The following is a 19,794-nucleotide window of genomic DNA, read 5'->3' on the forward strand; positions in this document are numbered from 1 at the left end:
TGGCCGTCGAAGGCTGCCAGGCCTTTGGCGGTGAGTTCAGCCCAGGTGCGTGTTCGTCCCGCCGGTCCGGGTCCCTTGAGCAGCTGCACGTAACCTGCCTGCTCCAGTTGCTTCAGGTGTTTACTCAGGGTCGGGTCACTCACCTGCAGGGTGTCTCGAAGCAGCGCGAACTCCGTGCTTCCCAGCCGTGCGAGCATCCCGCTGACCCGCAGCCTGACTGCTCCGTGGACAACCTCGTCAAAGCGGGCGGCGGCGGGCATCAGGTGTCCTCGGCAATGGACCGGACCAGGGCCCGCTCCGTGTGCAGACCAAGCACGAGGCTGCTGACGAAGCTCAACAGGACAGCAATACCCAGGAGCCCGGGGGAATCGGCAGGCTTTACTGCGAACATGGCCAGCAGCACCGCCGCGGCCACTAGTCCTGCCTGCCTGAGGGCGGCCGGCAGGGAGCTGCGGTAAGCCCACGGTTCTGCACGGGTGCCGGTAATGACCGGGCGGAGCATGCCCAGCAGGACAAGAAGCACTGCAGACACCGCGGATCCCATCGCTTCCCAGCGGCCCAGGCCGAAGGCGCTGACGAAACCGGCTATACAGAGGGATTGAAGGCAGACGTACCAGAAAGGCGCTCCGGAGCGCCTTGCGGCGGCGGCACCGTCGGCCTGAAGCCTGTCGAGGTGTTCCTTTGCGGTCCGCGGGTCGACGCCGTGAGTTTCCATGTCGGCAACTCTAGAGTTGCCGACATGGAAAGTCCATGCTTTTTCGTCCCCGCCTACGGAAGCAGCAGCACCTTGCCTGTGGTCTTCCGTCCCTCGAGGTCCTGCTGGGCCCGGGCGGCCTCGGCCAGCGGATAGGTGGCGCCGATCCGGACGTTCAGCGTGCCCGCACGGACCATCTCGAACAGCTCGTGGGCACGCCACTGCCGTTCTTCACGGGTGAGCAGATAGTCACCGATGGTGGGGCGGGTGAGGTAGAGAGACCCGCCGGAATTCAACTGCTGGATGTCGAAGGGCGGTACCTGTCCCGACGCCCCGCCAAACAGGACCAGCATGCCGCGCTTCCGCAGGCTCGCCAATGAACCCTGGAACGTAGCCTTGCCTACGCCGTCGTACACTACGTCCACGCCCACACCGTCCGTCAGGTGGCGGACTTCCTCGGCGAAGCCCTCATAACCCAGGGCATGGTCGGCGCCCGCCGAGCGGGCGAGCTCGCGCTTCCCGTCCGTGGACGCCGTGGTGATCACCCTGGCGCCTTTGGCTTTGAGGAGCTGGATCAGCAGCAGGCCAACACCTCCGGCGCCGGCGTGGGTCAGGACGGTCTGCCCCTCCTCGACGGGAAAAGCGGAGTTGCACAGGTAATGTGCCGTCATACCCTGCATGGGCAACGCCGCCGCAGTCTCGAAACTGACGCCGTCGGGGACCGGCAGTGCCTTGTCCGCCTCCATGATCATGTACTCGGCGTAGGTGCCGCCTCCTTCAGCGGTGGCCACCCGTGATCCTTCCCGGAAATCCGCAACATCGCGGCCTGCCGCCACGACGGTTCCGGCAGCCTCGACGCCCGGGATGAATGGATATTCCATGGGGTAAACGCCGCTGCGCTTGTAGGTGTCGATGAAGTTCACCCCGGCGGCGGCCACGCGCACCAGCAACTCCTTGGGGCCTGGCAGGGGGAGGTCAACGTCTTCGACACGCAGGATTTCCGGTCCGCCGGGAGCGGGGACCACAATAGCTTTATGCATGGAATGTCTCTTCCGTAACGGCGTCTGTGTTGCTGCCATCGTAGGGCAGCCGCGACCCCCGTGCACGGGTTCGTCTGATTTGTGGCCGGAGGACGCAGCATCCGGCCCGCGTCATGTATGCATAAATATGAAGGTCCATGTATAAATTTGCTGTAGGGTAAGGGCATGACGATTTCAGTTGCTGTCTCAGGAGCCTCCGGGTACGCCGGCGGCGAGGTGCTGCGCCTGCTGGCCGGACATCCTTCCGTCACCATCGGAGCCATCACGGCCCACAGTAATGCCGGCTCCCGGCTGGGCGAACTGCAGCCCCATCTGCACGCGCTCGCAGACCGCGTCCTGGTGGACACCACGGTGGAAAACCTTGCCGGACACGACGTTGTCTTCCTGGCGCTGCCGCACGGTGCCAGCGCCGCGATTGCGGCAGAACTCGATCCTTCCGTCCTCGTCATCGACGCCGGCGCAGACCACCGCCTGGAAGATCCGCTCGCGTGGGAAAAGTTCTACGGTTCTCCGCATGCCGGTTCCTGGCCGTACGGTCTGCCGGAACTGCCCGGCCACCGCGACCGGCTCAAAGGTGCCACGCGTATTGCCGTCCCCGGCTGCTATCCCACATCATCGCTGCTGGCGCTGGCCCCGGGCTTCTCTGCCGGGCTCCTGGAGGCCGACGACGTCGTCATTGTTGCTGCCTCCGGAACCTCCGGCGCGGGCAAGGCGGCCAAGCCGCACCTGCTGGGTTCGGAGGTGATGGGCGGAATGAGTCCCTACGGAGTGGGCGGCGGCCACCGGCACACGCCGGAGATTGAGCAGGGCCTCTCGGCTGCGGCGGGTGAGAACGTGGCCGTGTCCTTCACCCCCACGCTGGCACCGATGGCCCGCGGCATCCTCACCACCGCCACCGCGAAGGTCCGGCCCGGCGTTACCCCGGAACAGCTGCGGGCCGCCTGGCAGGAAGCGTACGGCCGCGAACACTTTGTCCGGCTGCTGCCCGAGGGCCAGTGGCCTGCCACCAAGATGGTGGCGGGTTCCAACTACGCCGCCCTGCAGCTGGTCTACGACGCGCATGCCAACCGCGTCATCGTCACCTGCGTGATTGACAACCTGAATAAAGGCACCGCAGGCGGAGCGGTGCAGTCCATGAATATTGCCCTTGGCCTTGAAGAGACCGCCGGCCTGATGACGCAGGGAGTTGCCCCGTAATGAGCACCACGGAACACAGTATTGAAGCCAACGGCAGCACCACGGGGACCGCGAACGGCACAGGAGGCGCCGGAGTTACTGCTCCTGCCGGTTTCCGCGCCGCCGGCATCACCGCCGGACTCAAGCTTTCCGGCGGTCGTGACATGGCGCTGGTGGTCAACGACGGCCCGTCCAAGGCCGCCGCCGCCGTCTTCACCCGCAACCGGGTGGCCGCAGCACCGGTGCACTGGTCCCGCCAGGTCATCTCCGACGGACGGGCGGACGCCGTGATCCTTAACTCCGGCGGCGCCAACGCCTGCACCGGCCCGCAGGGCTTCCAAAACACGCACGCGACCGCCGAGAAGACCGCTGACGTCCTGGGCATCTCCGCCTCCGATGTGGTGGTCTGCTCCACCGGACTGATCGGCGAGCAGCTGCCGATGGAGAAAATTCTCCCCGGCGTGGAAGCTGCCGCTAACGCTCTCGCGGCCGACGGCGGTGCTTCCGCCGCCGAGGCCATCATGACCACCGACACGGTGTCCAAGCAGGCCGCGTTCACCGGCAGCGGTTACAGCATTGGCGGCATGGCCAAGGGGGCCGGCATGCTGGCTCCGGGGCTGGCCACCATGCTCGTGGTGCTGACCACCGATGCACAGCTGCCCGCGGCGGATCTGGATGCCGCCCTGCGCGCAGCCACCGCCGTCACCTTTGACCGCACCGACTCGGACGGCTGCATGTCCACCAATGACACCGTGGTCCTGATGGCCTCCGGAGCGTCCGGAACCGTTCCGGAACCGGACGAATTCACCGCCGGTCTCACCGAGGTCTGCCATTCGCTGGCCCAGCAGCTGATCACCGACGCCGAGGGCGCGAGCCACGACATCGCCGTCACCACGGTGAATGCGGCAACAGTGGCCGACGCCGAAACCGCCTCCCGGGCCGTCACCCGGTCCAACCTGTTCAAGACGGCAATCTTCGGCAACGACCCCAACTGGGGCCGGGTCCTGTCCGCGGTCGGCACCACCGATGCCGCCTTTGAGCCGGACCAGCTGAACGTCACCATTAACGGGATCCAGGTCTGCCGCAACGGCGGCATCGGCGATTCCCGCGACCTGGTGGACCTCACCGGCCGCAGGGTTACGGTGGAGATCGACCTGAACGCCGGATCGGAAAGCGCCACCATTTGGACCAATGACCTGACCACGGACTACGTCCACGAAAACTCTGCGTACAGCAGCTGATCGGGGACATCATGAGCACACCCACAGAAGCCAAGGAACAGCTGGCCGCCCAGGACAAGGCCGCCACCCTCATCGAGGCGCTGCCGTGGATCCAGCGGTTCGCCGGCTCCATCATGGTCATCAAGTACGGCGGCAACGCCATGGTCAACGATGAACTGCGCCAGGCCTTTGCCGAGGACATCGTCTTCCTGCACCACGTAGGCGTCCACCCCGTGGTGGTGCACGGCGGCGGCCCGCAGATCAGCGCGCTTCTCGACCGGCTGGGCATCAAATCCGAGTTCAAGGGCGGCCTGCGCGTCACCACGCCCGAGGCCATGGATGCCGTCCGCATGGTCCTCACCGGCCAGGTGGGCCGCGAGCTGGTGGGCATGATCAACGCCCACGGCCCCTACGCCGTCGGGCTCTCCGGCGAGGACGGCGCGCTCCTGCGGGCCGAACGGACCGGAGCGGTCGTCGACGGCGAGGAAGTCGATCTTGGACTGGTCGGTGAAGTCACCGGCGTGAACCCCGGCGCCATCGTGGACCTCCTCGAGGCCGGCCGGATTCCCGTCATTTCCACAGTGGCTCCGGAAGTGGACGACGACGGCGCCCCCACCGGCCAGGTGCTCAACGTCAACGCGGACACGGCTGCGGCCGCCCTCGCCGTCGCCCTGGGTGCCTCGCGGCTGGTGGTGCTCACCGACGTCGAAGGCCTCTATGCCGACTGGGCGGACAAATCCTCCCTGATTTCCTCGCTCACCGCGGGGGAGCTGCGCGACATGCTGCCGACGCTGGAAGCGGGCATGATCCCCAAGATGCGCGCCTGCTTGGCAGCGGTCGACGGCGGAGTGGACCGTGCCGCCGTCGTGGACGGCCGGATGGCCCACTCCATGCTGCTGGAGGTCTTCACCACCGCCGGCATCGGCACCCAGGTTATTCCGGAGGAGAAGTAATGAGCACCGCCATGAGTAAACACACCGAGGCCGCAGCGGCCTCCGGGACTTCCGCCCTCCCTGAAACCGACGCCGCGCTGGCCGAACTGACCGGGACCTCTTCGGACTGGCTGCGCCGCTACGGATCATCCCTGATGGGCGTGTTCGGAACGCCCCAGCGTGTCCTGGTCCGCGGCAGCGGCTGCACCGTCTGGGACGCCGACGGCAAGGAATACCTGGACCTGCTCGGCGGCATCGCCGTCAACGCACTGGGCCACGCGCACCCCTTCCTGACCTCGGTGATCAGCAGCCAGCTGGCCACTCTGGGCCATGTGTCCAACTTCTTCACAAGCCCCACCCAGGTGGCCCTGGCGGAGAAGCTGCTGCAGCTGGCCGGCGCGCCGGAGGGGTCGAAGGTCTTCTTCGCCAACTCCGGCACCGAAGCCAACGAGGCGGCGTTCAAGCTGGCCCGCCGCAACACCGGAACCGCGGCCGCCGGCGGCGCGTCAGCGGCCGGCACGCCGCAGCGCACCCGGATCATTGCGCTGGACGGAGCCTTCCACGGCCGGACCCTTGGCGCGCTGGCGCTGACCGCCAAAAAGGCCTACCGCCAGCCGTTCGAGCCGCTGCCCGGGGGAGTCGAGCATGTTCCCTTCGGGGACGTGGAGGCCCTGCGCGCCGCAGTGGATAACACCGTTGCCGCCGTCTTCGTGGAGCCCATCCAGGGCGAAGCCGGTGTGGTTCCGCTGCCCGCAGGCTATCTGCAGGCAGCCCGCGGGATCACCTCAGCTGCCGGCGCCCTGCTGATCGTGGACGAGGTCCAGACCGGCATTGGCCGCACCGGCGCGTGGTTTGCCTCCGAAGGGGTGCTGCCGGACGCCATGACCCTGGCCAAGGGCCTGGGCGGAGGTTTCCCGGTGGGCGCACTGGTGACCTTCGGCGAGCGCGTCTCCTCGCTGCTGACCGCCGGCCAGCACGGCACCACCTTTGGCGGCAACCCGGTGGCCACGGCCGCCTCGCTGGCCACGCTGCACGTCATCGAATCCACGGGACTGCTGGAGCAGGTCCAAAGGACCGGGGAGCACCTGAGATCGGCGCTGGCAGCCGTCCCAGGCGTTACCGAAGTCCGCGGCGCCGGCCTGCTGATCGGCTTCGACCTCGCCGAAGACATCGCGCCGGCAGCGGTGGCAGCCGCCCTGGACGCCGGATTCATTATCAATTCCACCGGCCCGCACACCCTGCGCCTGGCCCCGCCGCTGATCCTTACCGCCGGCCAGGCCGACACATTCGTGAACGCCCTGCCGGAAATCCTGGCCGCCGCCGGGTCCGCAAAGACAAAAGGACAATCATGACCCGCCATTTTCTGGTCGACACCGACCTTACCCAGGCCGAGCAGGCAGAAGTGCTGGATCTGGCCGACGCGCTGAAGCAGGACCGCTACAAGCACCAGCCCTACGCCGGCGAATCCACCGGCCGCAAGACGGTGGCCGTCATCTTCGACAAGACCTCCACCCGCACCCGGGTTTCCTTCGCCGCCGGTATTGCCGATCTCGGCGGTGTTCCGCTGATCATCGGTGCCGGGGAATCCCAGCTTGGGCACAAGGAAAGCGTCGCGGACACCACCAGGGTCCTCGAACGCATGGTCTCCACCATTGTCTGGCGCACCTACGCGCAGTCCGGACTGGAGGAAATGGCAGCGCACTCACGGGTTCCCGTCATCAACGCCCTCTCCGATGACTACCACCCGTGCCAGCTGCTGGCTGACCTCATGACCATCCGTGAGCACAAGGGGGCCCTCGCCGGGCTCACCCTGGCCTATCTGGGCGACTGCGCCAACAACATGGCCAACTCCTACCTGCTGGCCTGTGTCACTGCAGGCATGCATGTGCGGGTGGCCGGGCCCATCGGCTACCTTCCGGATCCGCTGATTGTCGACGCCGCCGCCGCCCGTGCGGAGGAAACCGGCGGATCGGTGATGATCACCACCGACCCCGCCGAAGCGCTGGCCGGGGCCGACGTCGTCGCCACCGATACCTGGGTTTCCATGGGCCAGGAGGATGAAAAGGCGGCCCGTTCCGACCTTTTCCGCAGCTATGCGGTGGACGCCGCGGCGATGGCACAGGCGGCGGATGACGCCGTCGTGCTGCACTGCCTGCCGGCTTACCGCGGCTACGAGATCTCGGCCGACGTCATCGACGGTCCGCAGTCACTGGTCTGGGACGAGGCGGAGAACCGGCTCCACGCCCAGAAGGCCCTCATGGTGTGGCTCATGGCGCGCTCCGGACTGACCGGCGTCCCGGAGGGGACAGCAGGTCCGGAAGGCACAGCATGAGTATGCCGGCCACTAAAACCGCACGCCAGGCGCGCATCCGGGCCCTGCTGACCGGATCCTCGGTTCGGTCCCAGGCTGAACTTGCCGCACTGCTGGCTGACGACGGCGTCCAGGTCACCCAGGCCACACTGTCCCGTGACCTGGTGGAACTGGGCGCGGTGCGGATGCGGGGCAAGGAAGGTGTGCTGGTGTATGCCGTGCCTTCCGAAGGCGGCGAACGCGCACCCCAGTCCGGAGTGACCCAGGAAGTCCTCGACGCCCGGCTGGCCCGGCTCTGCGGGGAACTGCTGGTCACGGCCGAAGCGTCCGGCAACATTGTGGTGCTGCGGACTCCTCCGGGTGCCGCGAACTTCCTGGCCCTCGCCATCGACCATTCAGTGATGCCGTCCATTCTCGGCACCATCGCCGGTGACGATACCGTGGTCATGGTCACCCGCGACCCCAACGGCGGCGCCGACGTGGCGGCGCGCTTCCTGCGCATCGCAGACGAAGCCACCGCCAACGGGCAGGCTCCGGACAGCCGCATCCTGTAGCTGTCCCTCCAAACTTTCCATCTACTTCATCAACAGGCAGCCCACACAGGGGCTGCACCAAGCAAGAGGAGCGTATTTCGTGAGCGAACGCATTGTTCTGGCCTACTCCGGTGGCCTTGACACATCGGTGGCCATCGGCTGGATCGCCGAGGCAACCGGCGCCGAAGTCATCGCCGTGGCGGTCGACGTCGGGCAGGGCGGCGAGTCCCTGGAAACCATCCGCCAGCGTGCCCTGGACTGCGGTGCCGTGGAAGCCTATGTTGCCGATGCCCGGGACGAGTTCGCTTCCGAGTACTGCATGCCCGCGCTGAAGGCCAACGGCCTGTACATGGATTCCTACCCGCTGGTCTCCGCGCTGTCCCGTCCGGTGATCGTCAAGCACCTGGTCGCTGCCGCCCGCGAGTTCGGTGCCACCACCGTCTCCCACGGCTGCACCGGCAAAGGCAACGACCAGGTCCGCTTCGAGGTAGGCATCCAGACACTGGGCCCGGACCTGAAGTGCATTGCGCCGGTCCGTGACCTGGCCCTGACGCGCGACAAGGCCATTGCCTTTGCCGAACAGAAGAACCTGCCGATCGTCACCACCAAGAAGAACCCGTTCTCCATTGATGCCAACGTCTGGGGACGTGCCGTGGAAACCGGCTTCCTGGAAGACATCTGGAACGGCCCCACCCCTGACGTGTACGAATACACCTCCGATCCCGCCGCCGGCCTTCCGGCCGATGAAGTGGTCATTACCTTCAAGCAGGGTGTTCCCGTGGCCATTGACGGCAAGCCGGTTACGCCGCTGCAGGCCATCGAAGAGATGAACCGCCGTGCAGGCGCCCAGGGCATCGGCCGCATCGACATCGTCGAGGACCGCCTGGTGGGCATCAAGAGCCGTGAAATCTATGAAGCCCCCGGTGCCATGGCGCTGATGGCCGCGCACCGCGAGCTCGAAAACGTCACGGTGGAACGCGAGCAGGCACGTTTCAAGAAGACTGTTGGCCAGCGCTGGACCGAACTGGTCTACGACGGCCAGTGGTTCTCCCCGCTGAAGAAGTCCCTGGACGCCTTTGTCGAAGACACCCAGAAGTACGTCTCAGGCGACATCCGGATGACGCTGGAAAGCGGCCGCGCCGTGGTGACCGGACGCCGTTCCGATTCCTCGCTGTACGACTTCAACCTGGCCACGTACGACACCGGCGACAGCTTCGACCAGTCCATGGCCCGCGGCTTCATCGAGCTCTTCGGCATGTCCTCCAAGGTGGCCTCCGGCCGCGACCAGCGTTTGGCAGAAGGTAAGTAAGAAATGAATCACGGCAAGCCGCCGGTTGAAGCAACCGGCACAGGATCAGCTGGCTCCACCGTTCAGGGTGCTTTGTGGGGCGGCCGCTTTGCCGGCGGTCCCGCGGATGCCCTCGCGGCGCTGAGCAAGTCCACCCACTTTGACTGGCGGCTTGCCGGCTATGACATTGCCGGCTCCCGTGCGCACGCCCGCGTGCTGCATACCGCCGGCCTGCTCGACGACGGGGAGCTGGCAGGCATGCTCGCCGCCCTGGACGCGCTTGACGCCGATGTCCGCTCGGGCGCGTATGTTCCCGCCGACTCGGATGAGGACGTGCACGGCTCCCTGGAGCGGGGGCTCATTGAACGGGCCGGTCCTGCGCTGGGCGGCAAGCTGCGCGCCGGCCGGTCCCGCAATGACCAGATCGCCACGCTGGGACGGATGTACCTGCGCGACCATGCCCGCATTATTGCTGCCGGGGTCCTGGCTACGGTTGATGCCCTCGTGGAGCAGGCCGAGAGGCACGTCGGTGTGGCCATGCCCGGACGCACCCACCTCCAGCACGCCCAGCCGGTGCTGCTGAGCCACCACCTGCTGGCCCATGCCTGGGCTTTGCTGCGCGATGTGCAGCGGTTGATGGACTGGGACAAGCGGGCCGCAGTCTCCCCGTACGGTTCCGGTGCCCTGGCCGGGTCTTCACTGGGGCTGGATCCCAATGCAGTGGCAGCCGAACTTGGGTTTAATTCAGCGGTCTGGAACTCCATAGACGGCACGGCCTCGCGTGACGTTTACGCTGAGTTCTCCTGGGTGGCGGCGATGATCGGCGTGGACCTGTCCCGGATCAGCGAAGAGATCATCATCTGGGCCACCAAGGAATTCTCCTTCGTGACCCTGGACGATGCCTTCTCCACGGGATCGTCCATCATGCCGCAGAAGAAGAACCCGGATGTGGCGGAGCTTGCCCGCGGCAAAGCCGGGCGTTTGATCGGTGACCTTACCGGTCTGCTGGCCACGCTTAAGGGACTGCCCCTGGCCTACAACCGCGATCTCCAGGAAGACAAGGAACCGGTTTTCGATGCCGCCGACACGCTGGAAGTCCTGCTTCCCGCCGTTTCCGGCATGATCGCCACGCTCACCTTTAACACCGGGCGCATGCAGGCACTGGCACCCCAGGGATTTGCTCTCGCCACGGATATCGCTGAGTGGCTGGTCCGCCAGGGCGTTCCGTTCCGTGAGGCCCACGAACTTTCCGGTGCTGCCGTCCAGCTGGCTGAAAGCCGCGGCGTGGAACTATGGGACCTGACGGATGAGGACTACGCCGGTATTTCCGAGCACCTCACCCCGGCGGTGCGCAGCGTGCTGAGCACCGAAGGGTCACTGGACAGCCGCAGCGCCCAGGGCGGCACGGCCCGGTCTGCCGTGGAGGCGCAGCTGGCTGCGCTGAAATCGGAGCTGGAGACAGCACGCGGCTACACCGCCTGAGCTGCACAGCGTGAGCGCTGCAGCTGAATGAACAGACCCCGGAGGCCGGTTGCCTCCGGGGTCTGTTCGTCTCCCGGGCTCCTGCGCTCAGCACAGCCCAGCGGCTACCCTTGGGCCATGACTGATTCCTTCCGGCTGATGCTGCGTGCCCTGCCCGATTTTCCGGAGGACCTGCCGGACTTCGACCCCGCCGGTGCGCCGGCCGATCCGGCTGAGCTGTTCCGCTCCTGGCTGGACGGGGCCTTGGCCGCAGGTGTCCGCCAGCCCCATGCCTTTTCGCTGGCCACGGCGGACGCGGGCGGCAACCTGTCCTCACGAATGCTCATCCTGAAGGAACTCGACGACGACGGCTGGCACTTTGCCACCTCCCGCACCTCCAGGAAGGGCCGGGAGCTCTCAGCCAACCCCCGTGCAGCCATGAACTTTTACTGGTCCGAGCTGGGACGGCAGGTCCGGGTTGCCGGCACCGTCGTCCAGCTCTCCGAAGCAGTGTCGGCGAGGGACTGGAATGAACGCCCGGGCGCCGACGGCTCGGAGAATCCGCAGTGGCAGGTGTACGCACTGCAACCGGCTGAGGTGGAGTTTTGGCAGGCAGACCCGGACCGGCACCACATCCGCCACCGTTACCGGCTCTGATGTTGGCGCGGTCCGTCTGTTCCTGAGGCTGCCGGGGCCTGGAGCGGCACGTGTCGACGGCGCTTGTGCTGCTGCGTGGCGAAATGGTCCGGCTCCCATAAGGTGGTGCAATGACTGGTTTTACTCATGCTCCGGGTTCGTTCGGGCCCAAGTCCCCGGACCGCCCCGCCCCCTCTGCGCTGCTGTCCAATGTGGAAGCTGCTGCAGCGTATTTCCGGAGTTGCGCCGCCCCGCTGACGGACGCCGATGTCCGTGCCCCTTCCCGCTTGCCGGGCTGGTCCCGCGGACACGTCCTGGCGCATGTGGCCGGGGTGGCCGATGCCATGGCACGCCAGCTGGACTATGCGGCCCGGGGAGAAACCATTGAGTTGTATGACGGCGGTGCCGACGGCCGCAACCGTGCCATCGAGGAAGCTTCCGTCCGTTCGGCCGACCGGCTCCGCGCAGACCTGGACGCAGCACTGGACCGTGCCCTGTCGGCCTTCCGCGACCTGAGCAACGAGGGCTGGCAAGCTCCCATTGCTTACCGCGGCGGAGTGGTGCGGGACGGGGGATTGGCCCTGTGGCGGGAACTGGTGATCCACGCAACGGACTTGGGCAACGGCAGCGAAGCCGACAGGTGGTCCCCTCAGTTCTGTGAGCATCTGTTCGGGTTCCTCTCCGCCCGCGTTCCTGCCGGGGTACGCCTGAGGCTGCAGCCCTTCGGCATGGCCCCGCTTGTCCTGACCGGAAAAACCGGCGGAGAAGCGGCTGCCGCGACCGGCAGCACCGTGTCTGTAAATGGCATGGCTACGGACATTGCCGCCTGGCTTGCCGGACGAACCCCTAACCTGGGCAGCCTGCGGGCCGAGTCGGACGCGGACGGTATCGAGCTTCCCAAGCTGCTGCCGTGGCCCTCGGGCATTCCCGCCAAGTAGTCCCAACCCGAAGAGCGTGAGTTCCGGCTGCGTTGGACAGCGACGTCCGAGGAGGATCAATCCGGAAGCCGCACGCCGTCGTCGTCTGCAGAGCCTTACGGATCCGTCCGGGCCCGGGCTACGCTGAACGGAACCCTACCCGGCCGCCCTGGACGAGAGGACCCTGCCGTGCCTGGACAGATCACTTCCGCCCCCGTTCCCGAAGGCCGAATCGAGAGGCTAACCGACGGTTACGCGCTGGTCTTCGACCGCCGGCTCGACTATCCCACAGCTCATATTTGGGACATCCTGACGAATCCGGAAAAGGTCCCGCTCTGGCTCGGACGGCTGGAACCGGCATGGCAATTGGGCAAGGAGTACACGCTGGAAATGGACGGCGGCACCAGTATTGGAACCGTGCTCCAGCTGGAACCGCGCTCCAGCCTGCAGATCTCGTGGGAAGACCAGCTGGGATCGGAATCCGTACTGGAATGGCAGGTTCTCTCGAGCATCGAAGGAGCCCAGCTGCGGTTCCGTTCCCGCACCGATACAGCGGATTTCTTAGCGGAGGGCAGCGCCGGGTGGCAGGGCATCCTGGCGGCTTTCGCATCCGTTGCGGCAGGACAGAAACCGGCCCGCGACAGCATGGAGACGTGGGTGGCCCTCAGGGACGCGTATGCGGAGGATTTCGACGTCTCGCCCACTATGGGACTGGTCACCGGCTCGGGACCCGGCGCCCAAGTGGTCTTTGACCGGTGGTACCGGGCCCCGGAGGAAGATGTGGAGGCAGCCGTTGATGCTGCCGGCCGGAGGCTGGGAGTTGGCGGGGAAGCGGAGGTGCAGATGACCGGCGACGGCGAAGAAACCAGGGTAACGGTCCGCCAGGGAGTGACCGGAAGCCGGGACGGGACAGCAGCACTCCTGGCCGGCTGGCACATGGCGTTGGACTCCGCGCGTGACCAGCTTGACGGGGGCATGCCGCATCCGAATTTACACCGGATGGCAGCATTGGAGCGGTTCTACCGGCCCATGGTTTAGCGTCCGGTGTAGTGCCGGAAGCTCCGCGATTCCCCGGGACGGCCCGGCAGTTGTTACGGTCGAAAGATGGAAGACAAGAGCGAGAGGTCACGGCTTGCGGTGCCCGCAACGGAGGCAGCACACCTTCTGCTGGGATCGGTGCTGACGCACGACGACGGCGGGGAACCGGTGAGCGTTCGCGTCACCGAGGTGGAAGCCTACATGGGGGACGTTGATCCCGGCTCCCATGCGTTCCGTGGCCGCACCGCCAGGAACAACACCATGTTCGGTCCGGCAGGCCATCTGTATGTCTACTTCACCTACGGGATGCATTACTGCGCCAACGTGGTGTGCGGCGAGGAAGGCCATGCCACCGGGCTGCTGCTGCGGGCAGGCGAAATCGTGTCAGGCGCGGACACGGCGAGGATGCGCCGCAACAACCCCCGGACTGATCTGGATCTGGCCCGCGGCCCCGCCAGGCTGGCCCAGGCCTTGGGGATCGACCGTGCTCTTGACGGCGCTGACGTTTTTACGGCACCCCTGCGGCTGGAGCTGCCGGCGGAGCCGGTCCCTCACGCACTGGTGTCCTCTGGCCCGCGGGTTGGCGTCAGCGGACCGGGCGGTACGGATGAGTATCCGTGGCGGTATTGGCTGACGGGCGATCCCACCGTTTCCAAGTACCGTCCCGCACAGCCCAAGCGCCGGCCGGCCGGCGCAACGGCCCGTTAGCGGATGCAGGCCACCCAAAAATGCAGACGACATAAGCACAGGCGGTGTCCGGGATAACCATCCCGGACACCGCCTGCCGGTAAAGCCTCAGCGGCAGCAGGCACTGCTGACAGCAAAGGCGCCGCAGGCAGAACCGTCTATTCGCCGTCCGGCAGGGGAGCCTGAGCGGAAATCAGCTGATTCCCCAGCAGCTCGTCCCAGAATGCGCGGGGGATCGGTGCCTGCAGCGCCGCGATATCCTCCGCGATGCGCTCCGGCCGGCTGGAACCCGGGATGACGGCGGCCACCGCAGGATGGGCGGTGGAGAACTGCAGCGCCGCAGCCTTCAGGCTTACCTCATGCTGCCCGGCAATTGCCGTCAGCCGGGAAATCCGCTCCTTGATCTGCGGTGGGATCTCGGCGTAGTCGAAGTAATCCCCGCCCAACAGGGCGCCGGAGTTATAGGGACCGCCGACGACGATGCCCACGCCTTTCTCCAGTGCTGCGGGCATCATGCGCTGCAGTGCGCGTTCGTGCTGCAGCAGGGTGTACTGGGTGGCGGAGAGGCTCATGGTCGGCGCCGCCCCGTCCATGTCCATGGCCAGCTCGATGGGTTCCGTGGTGTTGACGCCCAGGCCCCAGCCGCTGATCACGCCCTCGTCCTGCAGGCGGGCAAGCACCCGGAACGCGCCGGTCCTGGCCTCGTCAAACTTGGATACCCACTCATCACCGAGGAAGTCCCGGGACGTGTCATGGATGAAGACAAAATCCAGGCGGTCGGTCTTCAGCCGGGCCAGGCTTTCTTCAATGGAGCGCAGCGTGGCATCAGCGGTGTAATCAGTGGCGATTTTGTTGGAGCGCCCGTGTGTGAAGAGGCCGGAGCCTTTCTCCTCTTCCTCATCAAGGATCAGCCGTCCCACCTTGGTGCTGAGCGCATACTCGTCCCGGTTCTTCCCTGACAGGACTTCACCCAGCCGGGATTCCGCCAGCCCGGCCCCGTAGAACGGAGCGGTGTCGAAGTAACGGATCCCTTCATTCCAGGCGGCCTCAACGGTGCCGAGGGCTTCCGCTTCGGGAATCTCCCGGAACATGTTTCCCAGCGGAGCCGTTCCGAAGCCGATTTTGTTCTTCAGCACTTGGTGCAGGTTAGCCATAGGGTGTAATCCTCACTGTCGATTCCGGGCCCTCGCCGAAGGACCCGCTCAAACGTGGAAACCGGCTCCCCCCAGCCTTTATTCCACCCGCTGCAGGCAGTGGGCGGCATCGAGACAAGTGCCACTTTTGCCCCTGCGGGCCCAAGGGACCCGCGGCAGAGCGGGTAAGGTGGACGGGTGAAAGAAACGCCCGCGGACGCCGCACAGAGTACTGAACCCATTGCCGACACCATCGAACGACTGGGCGCAGTAGTGCCGGATTACCCCAAGCCGGGCGTGGTCTTCCGTGACCTGACACCGGTCTTCGCCGACGGCCCCGCATTCCGCGGCGTCGTGGATGCCTTGCTGGCCGAGTATGAGGGCCGCTTCGACTACGTCGCCGGTGTGGAGGCCCGCGGCTTCCTCCTCGCCGCAGCGGCTGCCTACGCGGCTGACAAGGGCGTCATCACTATTCGCAAGCCCGGCAAGCTGCCTCGCCGCGTGTTTTCCGAGAGCTACTCCATGGAATACAGCGAGAACACGCTCGAGGTTCACCAGGATGATCTCCCCGCCGGGTCCCGGGTGCTGATCCTGGATGACGTGCTTGCCACCGGCGGCACCCTCAGCGCCACCGCCCGCCTCATCGAAAAAGCGGGCGGCACCGTGGCCGGCTTCGGCGTCGTACTGGAACTGAAAGACCTCGGCGGCCGCGCCGCACTCGAGGGCTATCCCGTTCACGCACTTCTGGGTTATTAACCCGTTTCCGCTCTTCCATAGGGCGGAGTACCACCGCGGCTCCGAACGGAGACGCACCTAGACCCATCCGGCAAGGGCCGGCGTCACTTAAATAGCTCAGTGCATGGAAAAAGTCCAAATGCGCGCTAAACTTGTGGGTCTGCCTTTGCGAGAGGGAACGCGAACATGCCTGAAACGTCTTCTGCCCACCACGAGCTGGAACACGAGCGACACTACGTCGCCGGTTTGTACCAGCGACTCGATGAACTCCGTGAAGAAAAGCGCGAGCAGCTGGCCCAGGTGCGGCGCAGCCATTCGGCCGGTTCACACCAGAACCGCTCCGAACGCGATGCCTTCGCCACCATGTATGAAGACCGCCTGGCGCAGTTGAATGCCGTGGATGACCGGCTGGTTTTTGGCCGCTTGGATCTTGACGACGGGGAGGAACGCTACATTGGCCGAATTGGCCTCTCCACGGCTGATCTGCAGCGGCTGATGGTGGACTGGAGGGCGCCGGAAGCCGGCACCTTCTATCAGGCCACCGCTTTTGAACGCCAGGGCGTCCGGCGCCGGCGTCACCTGATCCTCAAGGGCAGGAACGTCCAGGCCATCGAAGACGATGTGCTGGACTACAGCATGCTCGAGGAAGAGGAAGCACTCCAAGGTGAAGGAGCCCTGCTGGCCGCGCTGAATTCCAAGCGCACCGGACAGATGTCGGACATTGTCGGCACCATCCAGGCCGAGCAGGACCGCATCATCCGGGCACCCCTCGCCGGCACCCTCGTGGTGCAGGGCGGACCGGGAACGGGCAAAACCGCCGTCGCGCTCCACCGCGCCGCATATCTGCTGTACACGCACCGTGAACGCCTCAAGTCCGCCGGTGTGCTGCTGGTGGGACCCTCGAACGCCTTCATCCGTTACATCGAACGCGTCCTTCCGTCCCTGGGTGAGACCGGCGTCGTCATGTCCAGCCTGGGGCAGCTGATGCCCGGCATCAACGCCGTCCCGGAAGAGGACGCGAATGTTGCCGAGATCAAGGGCCGCATCTCGATGGCGGACGTGGTGGCCCGCGCCGTTGCCAACCGGCAGCGCCTGCCGCTGGAACCGCGGAAGCTGAACGTTGAGGGGACCATCCTGTCGCTGACACCGAAGATGGTCCAGCGCGCCCGCGACCGCGCGCGCGCCACCGGCAAGCCGCACAACGAAGCCCGCGTGACCTTCGTAAAGATCCTGCTGCGCGAACTCACCGAGCAGCTGACGGAGCAGCTCGAAGAGTCCTCCGGCGCCGGCAACAGCACGGACCGGGCCTACCTGGCCGAGGACGTCCGCAGCTCCCGCGATGTGCGTGTGGCGCTGAACCTGTGCTGGATGCCGATGACGCCGGAGAAGCTGCTGTCTGAACTGTTCAGCAAGCCCGGACACCTTGAAGGTGCTGCCCCCGGCCTGAGTGCCGAAGAAATCGCACTGCTGCGCCGCAGCGCTGACGCACCCTGGACGGAAGCTGACGTTCCGCTGCTGGACGAGGCCGCTGAACTGCTGGGTGAGCTGGACGCTTCCGCCGGACGCGACCACGCCCTGCGGGAAGAACAGCGCAAACGGGATCTGGCCAACGCCGAGCGGGCCATCGAAAACACGGAAGGTTTCCTGGAGGACTCGGGGGCCCACGGCATCCTGTCCGCCGAGGATCTGGCTGACCACAACACGGTGGGGGAGGCCCGCCTGACCGCGGCCGACCGTGCCGCCGTCGACCGCACGTGGGCCTTCGGGCACATTGTGGTGGACGAGGCACAGGAGCTTTCCGCCATGCAGTGGCGACTGCTGATGCGGCGCTGCCCGCTGAAGTCCTTCACCGTGGTGGGTGACATTGCCCAGACGAGCTCCGCCGCCGGTGCCACTTCGTGGCAGCAGGCGCTGACGCCGTTCGTGGGGGACCGCTGGACGCTCGAAGAGCTCACCGTGAACTACCGCACCCCCGCGCAGATCGCAGAAGCAGCCGTGCGCATGGCCAACGCTGCCGGCCTCGTGGTGTCCGCCCCCAAGGCGGTCCGCGAGGGACGCTGGGCGCCGTTCATCGACTCTGTCCCCGAAGGCGGGCTGGTTGACCGTCTCATGGAGACTCTGCCCGAGGACCTGGCAGCCCTCGAGGGCGGGCTCCTGGCGGTTATTGCCGAGGAACACCACCTTGAAGCCGTCCGCCGGGCAGTAGGCGCGGTGTACGGCAAGCGCCTGGGCACGGGTGCCGGCGGTCTGGAGCAGGACATTGTGGTCACCTCGCCGCGGGAGGCCAAAGGACTGGAGTTCGACGGCGTCGTCATCCTGGAGCCCGAAGAGCTGCTGACTGCTGCGGCCGGGAAGGTGGGCGACCTTTACGTTGCGATGACCCGTCCCACACAGCGGCTGCGTCTTATTGCGGCACATCCGGTACCCGCCGGAATTATCGACGAAGAAGACTGATATTTTGGAAAACGTGACTACCGAAACCCCCGTGGGCCTGAGCGCCCAAAACAATGATCCGACTTTCGAGAATGTTTGGCAGGAACTGAAGTGGCGTGGACTGGTCCATGTCTCCACGGATGAGGCCGAACTGGAGAAACTGCTCGCCGGGGAATCGATCACCTATTATTGCGGCTTCGATCCAACCGCGCCGAGCCTTCACCTGGGCAACCTGGTGCAGCTGCTGACGATGCGCCGGCTGCAGCTGGCCGGGCACCGGCCGCTGGCCCTCGTGGGCGGATCCACCGGTCTGGTGGGCGATCCGCGTCCGACGGCGGAACGCACCATGAACACCAAGGAAACCGTCTCGGAATGGGTCGGCTACCTGCAGGGACAGGTGCAGCGCTTCCTCAGCTTTGAGGGGGACAACGCCGCGCGGATGGTCAACAACCTTGACTGGACCGCGCCCATGAGTGCCATCGACTTCCTCCGTGACATCGGCAAGCACTTCCGGGTGGGCACCATGATCAAGAAGGAGATCGTCTCCTCGCGGTTGAACTCGGATGAGGGCATTTCCTACGCGGAGTTCAGCTACCAGGTGCTGCAGGGAATGGACTACCTCCAGCTCTTCCGCGATTACAACTGTGTGCTGGAAACCGGTGGCTCGGACCAGTGGGGCAACCTCACCTCCGGCACCGAACTGGTGCGCAAGGTTGAAGGCAAGAGCGTTCACGCCCTGGGTACGCCGCTGATCACCAACTCTGACGGCACTAAGTTCGGCAAGAGCGAGGGCAACGCCATCTGGCTGGACGGCACCATGACCAGCCCGTACGCCATGTACCAGTTCTGGCTGAATACCTCGGATGCCGACGTCGTTGACCGGCTCAAGGTCTTCACCTTCCTGTCGAAGGCGGAGATTGAAGAGCTGGCCCGTGCCGTGGCCGAAGAACCGCACAAGCGCGCGGCCCAGCGCCGGCTGGCGTACGACGTGACCTCCCTGATTCACGGGGAGGAAGCCACCGAGAAGGTTATTGCCGCTTCGGCCGCACTCTTCGGACAGGGTGAGATCGGTGACCTGGATGAAGCAACACTGACCGCCGCCACAGCGGAACTTCCGCGCGTAGTTGTGGACCGCAGCGGCCTGGGGATCATCGACCTGCTTGTTGCCTCCGGGTTGTCGGCCAGCAATTCGGCTGCCCGCCGGACCGTTGCCGAAGGCGGCGCGTATGTGAACAACCGCAAGGTTACGGATGCCGAAGCCGTTATCGGTGCGGATGAGCTGCTGCACGGCAAGTACCTGCTGCTGCGTCGCGGCAAGCGAACCCTGGCAACGGTGGAAGTTAGCGCAGCGTAGGGACTACACCCACAGCTGATTGGGGGAGGCCGGCTTCGGCTCCGCGGGACCGGGAAATCCAGGGACCTGCGGAGACCGGGGCCGGCTTTTCCGTTCTCTGCGGAGGTCCCCGGCCGGGCGTGCAGCAGATCACACTCCGGCGGTTTGCAAGGACCGGCAACTCTGTGTAAAGTTTAGTGAGTTGCCCCGGTGAGTGTCTGGCGGAC

At 66.0% G+C, this 19,794-nt stretch carries 19 protein-coding genes; 15 read left to right on the forward strand and 4 right to left on the reverse strand.

What is annotated here, in order from left to right; genetic code table 11:
* From QMA10_RS16975 to QMA10_RS16985, 3 genes are all read right to left on the reverse strand, one after another.
* The coding region (locus QMA10_RS16975) for a transcriptional regulator (RefSeq protein WP_290170305.1) at window positions 1–260 on the reverse strand (260 nt) is incomplete at its 3' end.
* Window positions 260–715 carry a hypothetical protein gene (locus tag QMA10_RS16980; protein WP_290170306.1) on the reverse strand — a complete coding sequence of 152 codons (456 nt, stop codon included), beginning with the start codon at window positions 713–715 and terminating at the stop codon, window positions 260–262. The genes QMA10_RS16975 and QMA10_RS16980, both read right to left, overlap by 1 nt.
* A gap of 53 nt (window positions 716–768) precedes the next feature.
* The gene (locus QMA10_RS16985) at window positions 769–1,734 is read right to left on the reverse strand and encodes a quinone oxidoreductase (protein WP_290170307.1); all 966 of its coding nucleotides are present in this window, start codon (window positions 1,732–1,734) and stop codon (window positions 769–771) included.
* 165 nt (window positions 1,735–1,899) lie between these two features.
* On the opposite strand from QMA10_RS16985, the gene argC reads away from it, so the two are divergent.
* The 12 genes from argC (at window position 1,900) to QMA10_RS17045 (ending at window position 13,954) form a co-directional block, all read left to right on the forward strand.
* Entirely contained in the window at window positions 1,900–2,931 is a 1,032-nt protein-coding gene (gene argC, locus QMA10_RS16990; protein ID WP_290170309.1) for an N-acetyl-gamma-glutamyl-phosphate reductase, read from the forward strand.
* Window positions 2,931–4,151, forward strand: coding sequence for a bifunctional glutamate N-acetyltransferase/amino-acid acetyltransferase ArgJ (gene argJ, locus QMA10_RS16995; protein ID WP_290170310.1), 1,221 nt, complete (start codon window positions 2,931–2,933; stop codon window positions 4,149–4,151). Before argC ends, argJ begins: the two co-directional genes overlap by 1 nt.
* Before the next feature lie 11 nt (window positions 4,152–4,162).
* Complete coding sequence (gene argB / locus QMA10_RS17000; RefSeq protein WP_290170312.1) at window positions 4,163–5,083, forward strand: acetylglutamate kinase; 921 nt, start codon at window positions 4,163–4,165, stop codon at window positions 5,081–5,083.
* On the forward strand, window positions 5,083–6,414 hold the full coding sequence (locus tag QMA10_RS17005) for an acetylornithine transaminase (protein ID WP_290170314.1): 1,332 nt from the start codon (window positions 5,083–5,085) through the stop codon (window positions 6,412–6,414). Before argB ends, QMA10_RS17005 begins: the two co-directional genes overlap by 1 nt.
* On the forward strand, window positions 6,411–7,394 hold the full coding sequence (argF, locus tag QMA10_RS17010; protein WP_290170316.1) for an ornithine carbamoyltransferase: 984 nt from the start codon (window positions 6,411–6,413) through the stop codon (window positions 7,392–7,394). The genes QMA10_RS17005 and argF overlap by 4 nt, the downstream gene beginning before the upstream one ends.
* A complete protein-coding gene (locus QMA10_RS17015; protein ID WP_290170317.1) occupies window positions 7,391–7,927 on the forward strand; it encodes an arginine repressor in 537 nt (178 codons plus the stop codon). Before argF ends, QMA10_RS17015 begins: the two co-directional genes overlap by 4 nt.
* Before the next feature lie 79 nt (window positions 7,928–8,006).
* Complete coding sequence (locus tag QMA10_RS17020) at window positions 8,007–9,215, forward strand: argininosuccinate synthase (RefSeq protein ID WP_290170319.1); 1,209 nt, start codon at window positions 8,007–8,009, stop codon at window positions 9,213–9,215.
* Window positions 9,216–9,218: 3 nt separating this feature from the next.
* The gene (argH, locus tag QMA10_RS17025; RefSeq protein ID WP_290170320.1) at window positions 9,219–10,676 is read left to right on the forward strand and encodes an argininosuccinate lyase; all 1,458 of its coding nucleotides are present in this window, start codon (window positions 9,219–9,221) and stop codon (window positions 10,674–10,676) included.
* A 117-nt stretch (window positions 10,677–10,793) separates the two neighbouring features.
* On the forward strand, window positions 10,794–11,312 hold the full coding sequence (locus tag QMA10_RS17030; protein WP_290170322.1) for a pyridoxamine 5'-phosphate oxidase family protein: 519 nt from the start codon (window positions 10,794–10,796) through the stop codon (window positions 11,310–11,312).
* 110 nt (window positions 11,313–11,422) lie between these two features.
* Window positions 11,423–12,229 (forward strand): maleylpyruvate isomerase family mycothiol-dependent enzyme, encoded by an 807-nt coding sequence (locus QMA10_RS17035; RefSeq protein ID WP_290170324.1) that lies wholly within the window; start codon window positions 11,423–11,425, stop codon window positions 12,227–12,229.
* 168 nt (window positions 12,230–12,397) lie between these two features.
* Complete coding sequence (locus tag QMA10_RS17040) at window positions 12,398–13,246, forward strand: SRPBCC domain-containing protein (RefSeq protein WP_290170326.1); 849 nt, start codon at window positions 12,398–12,400, stop codon at window positions 13,244–13,246.
* Window positions 13,247–13,312: 66 nt separating this feature from the next.
* A complete protein-coding gene (locus QMA10_RS17045; protein ID WP_290170328.1) occupies window positions 13,313–13,954 on the forward strand; it encodes a DNA-3-methyladenine glycosylase in 642 nt (213 codons plus the stop codon).
* A 137-nt stretch (window positions 13,955–14,091) separates the two neighbouring features.
* Here QMA10_RS17045 and QMA10_RS17050 read toward each other — a convergent pair whose 3' ends face one another.
* Complete coding sequence (locus QMA10_RS17050) at window positions 14,092–15,087, reverse strand: aldo/keto reductase (protein ID WP_290170331.1); 996 nt, start codon at window positions 15,085–15,087, stop codon at window positions 14,092–14,094.
* Between the two features lie 177 nt (window positions 15,088–15,264).
* Here QMA10_RS17050 and QMA10_RS17055 point away from each other — a divergent pair, with 177 nt between their 5' ends.
* From QMA10_RS17055 to tyrS, 3 genes are all read left to right on the forward strand, one after another.
* Window positions 15,265–15,822: an adenine phosphoribosyltransferase gene (locus QMA10_RS17055; RefSeq protein ID WP_290170334.1), complete on the forward strand. Its 558-nt coding sequence runs from the start codon at window positions 15,265–15,267 to the stop codon at window positions 15,820–15,822.
* A gap of 165 nt (window positions 15,823–15,987) precedes the next feature.
* Entirely contained in the window at window positions 15,988–18,255 is a 2,268-nt protein-coding gene (locus QMA10_RS17060) for a UvrD-helicase domain-containing protein (RefSeq protein ID WP_290170335.1), read from the forward strand.
* 13 nt (window positions 18,256–18,268) lie between these two features.
* Window positions 18,269–19,588, forward strand: a complete 1,320-nt coding sequence (gene tyrS, locus QMA10_RS17065) for a tyrosine--tRNA ligase (RefSeq protein WP_290170337.1) — start codon at window positions 18,269–18,271, stop codon at window positions 19,586–19,588.
* The last annotated feature ends 206 nt before the right edge of the window (window positions 19,589–19,794 follow it).

The organism is Arthrobacter sp. APC 3897 (assembly GCF_030407495.1).
Lineage (GTDB): Bacteria > Actinomycetota > Actinomycetes > Actinomycetales > Micrococcaceae > Arthrobacter_B.

Coding starts and splice junctions, on each gene's coding strand:
- QMA10_RS17015 (WP_290170317.1), top strand. CDS start 7,391: ATGAGTATGCCGGCCACTAAAACCGCACGCCAGGCGCGCATCCGGGCC.
- QMA10_RS17045 (WP_290170328.1), top strand. CDS start 13,313: ATGGAAGACAAGAGCGAGAGGTCACGGCTTGCGGTGCCCGCAACGGAG.
- QMA10_RS16985 (WP_290170307.1), bottom strand. CDS start 1,734: ATGCATAAAGCTATTGTGGTCCCCGCTCCCGGCGGACCGGAAATCCTG.
- QMA10_RS17035 (WP_290170324.1), top strand. CDS start 11,423: ATGACTGGTTTTACTCATGCTCCGGGTTCGTTCGGGCCCAAGTCCCCG.
- QMA10_RS17005 (WP_290170314.1), top strand. CDS start 5,083: ATGAGCACCGCCATGAGTAAACACACCGAGGCCGCAGCGGCCTCCGGG.
- argH (WP_290170320.1), top strand. CDS start 9,219: ATGAATCACGGCAAGCCGCCGGTTGAAGCAACCGGCACAGGATCAGCT.
- argF (WP_290170316.1), top strand. CDS start 6,411: ATGACCCGCCATTTTCTGGTCGACACCGACCTTACCCAGGCCGAGCAG.
- QMA10_RS17030 (WP_290170322.1), top strand. CDS start 10,794: ATGACTGATTCCTTCCGGCTGATGCTGCGTGCCCTGCCCGATTTTCCG.
- argC (WP_290170309.1), top strand. CDS start 1,900: ATGACGATTTCAGTTGCTGTCTCAGGAGCCTCCGGGTACGCCGGCGGC.
- QMA10_RS16980 (WP_290170306.1), bottom strand. CDS start 715: ATGGAAACTCACGGCGTCGACCCGCGGACCGCAAAGGAACACCTCGAC.
- QMA10_RS17050 (WP_290170331.1), bottom strand. CDS start 15,087: ATGGCTAACCTGCACCAAGTGCTGAAGAACAAAATCGGCTTCGGAACG.
- argJ (WP_290170310.1), top strand. CDS start 2,931: ATGAGCACCACGGAACACAGTATTGAAGCCAACGGCAGCACCACGGGG.
- argB (WP_290170312.1), top strand. CDS start 4,163: ATGAGCACACCCACAGAAGCCAAGGAACAGCTGGCCGCCCAGGACAAG.
- QMA10_RS17060 (WP_290170335.1), top strand. CDS start 15,988: ATGCCTGAAACGTCTTCTGCCCACCACGAGCTGGAACACGAGCGACAC.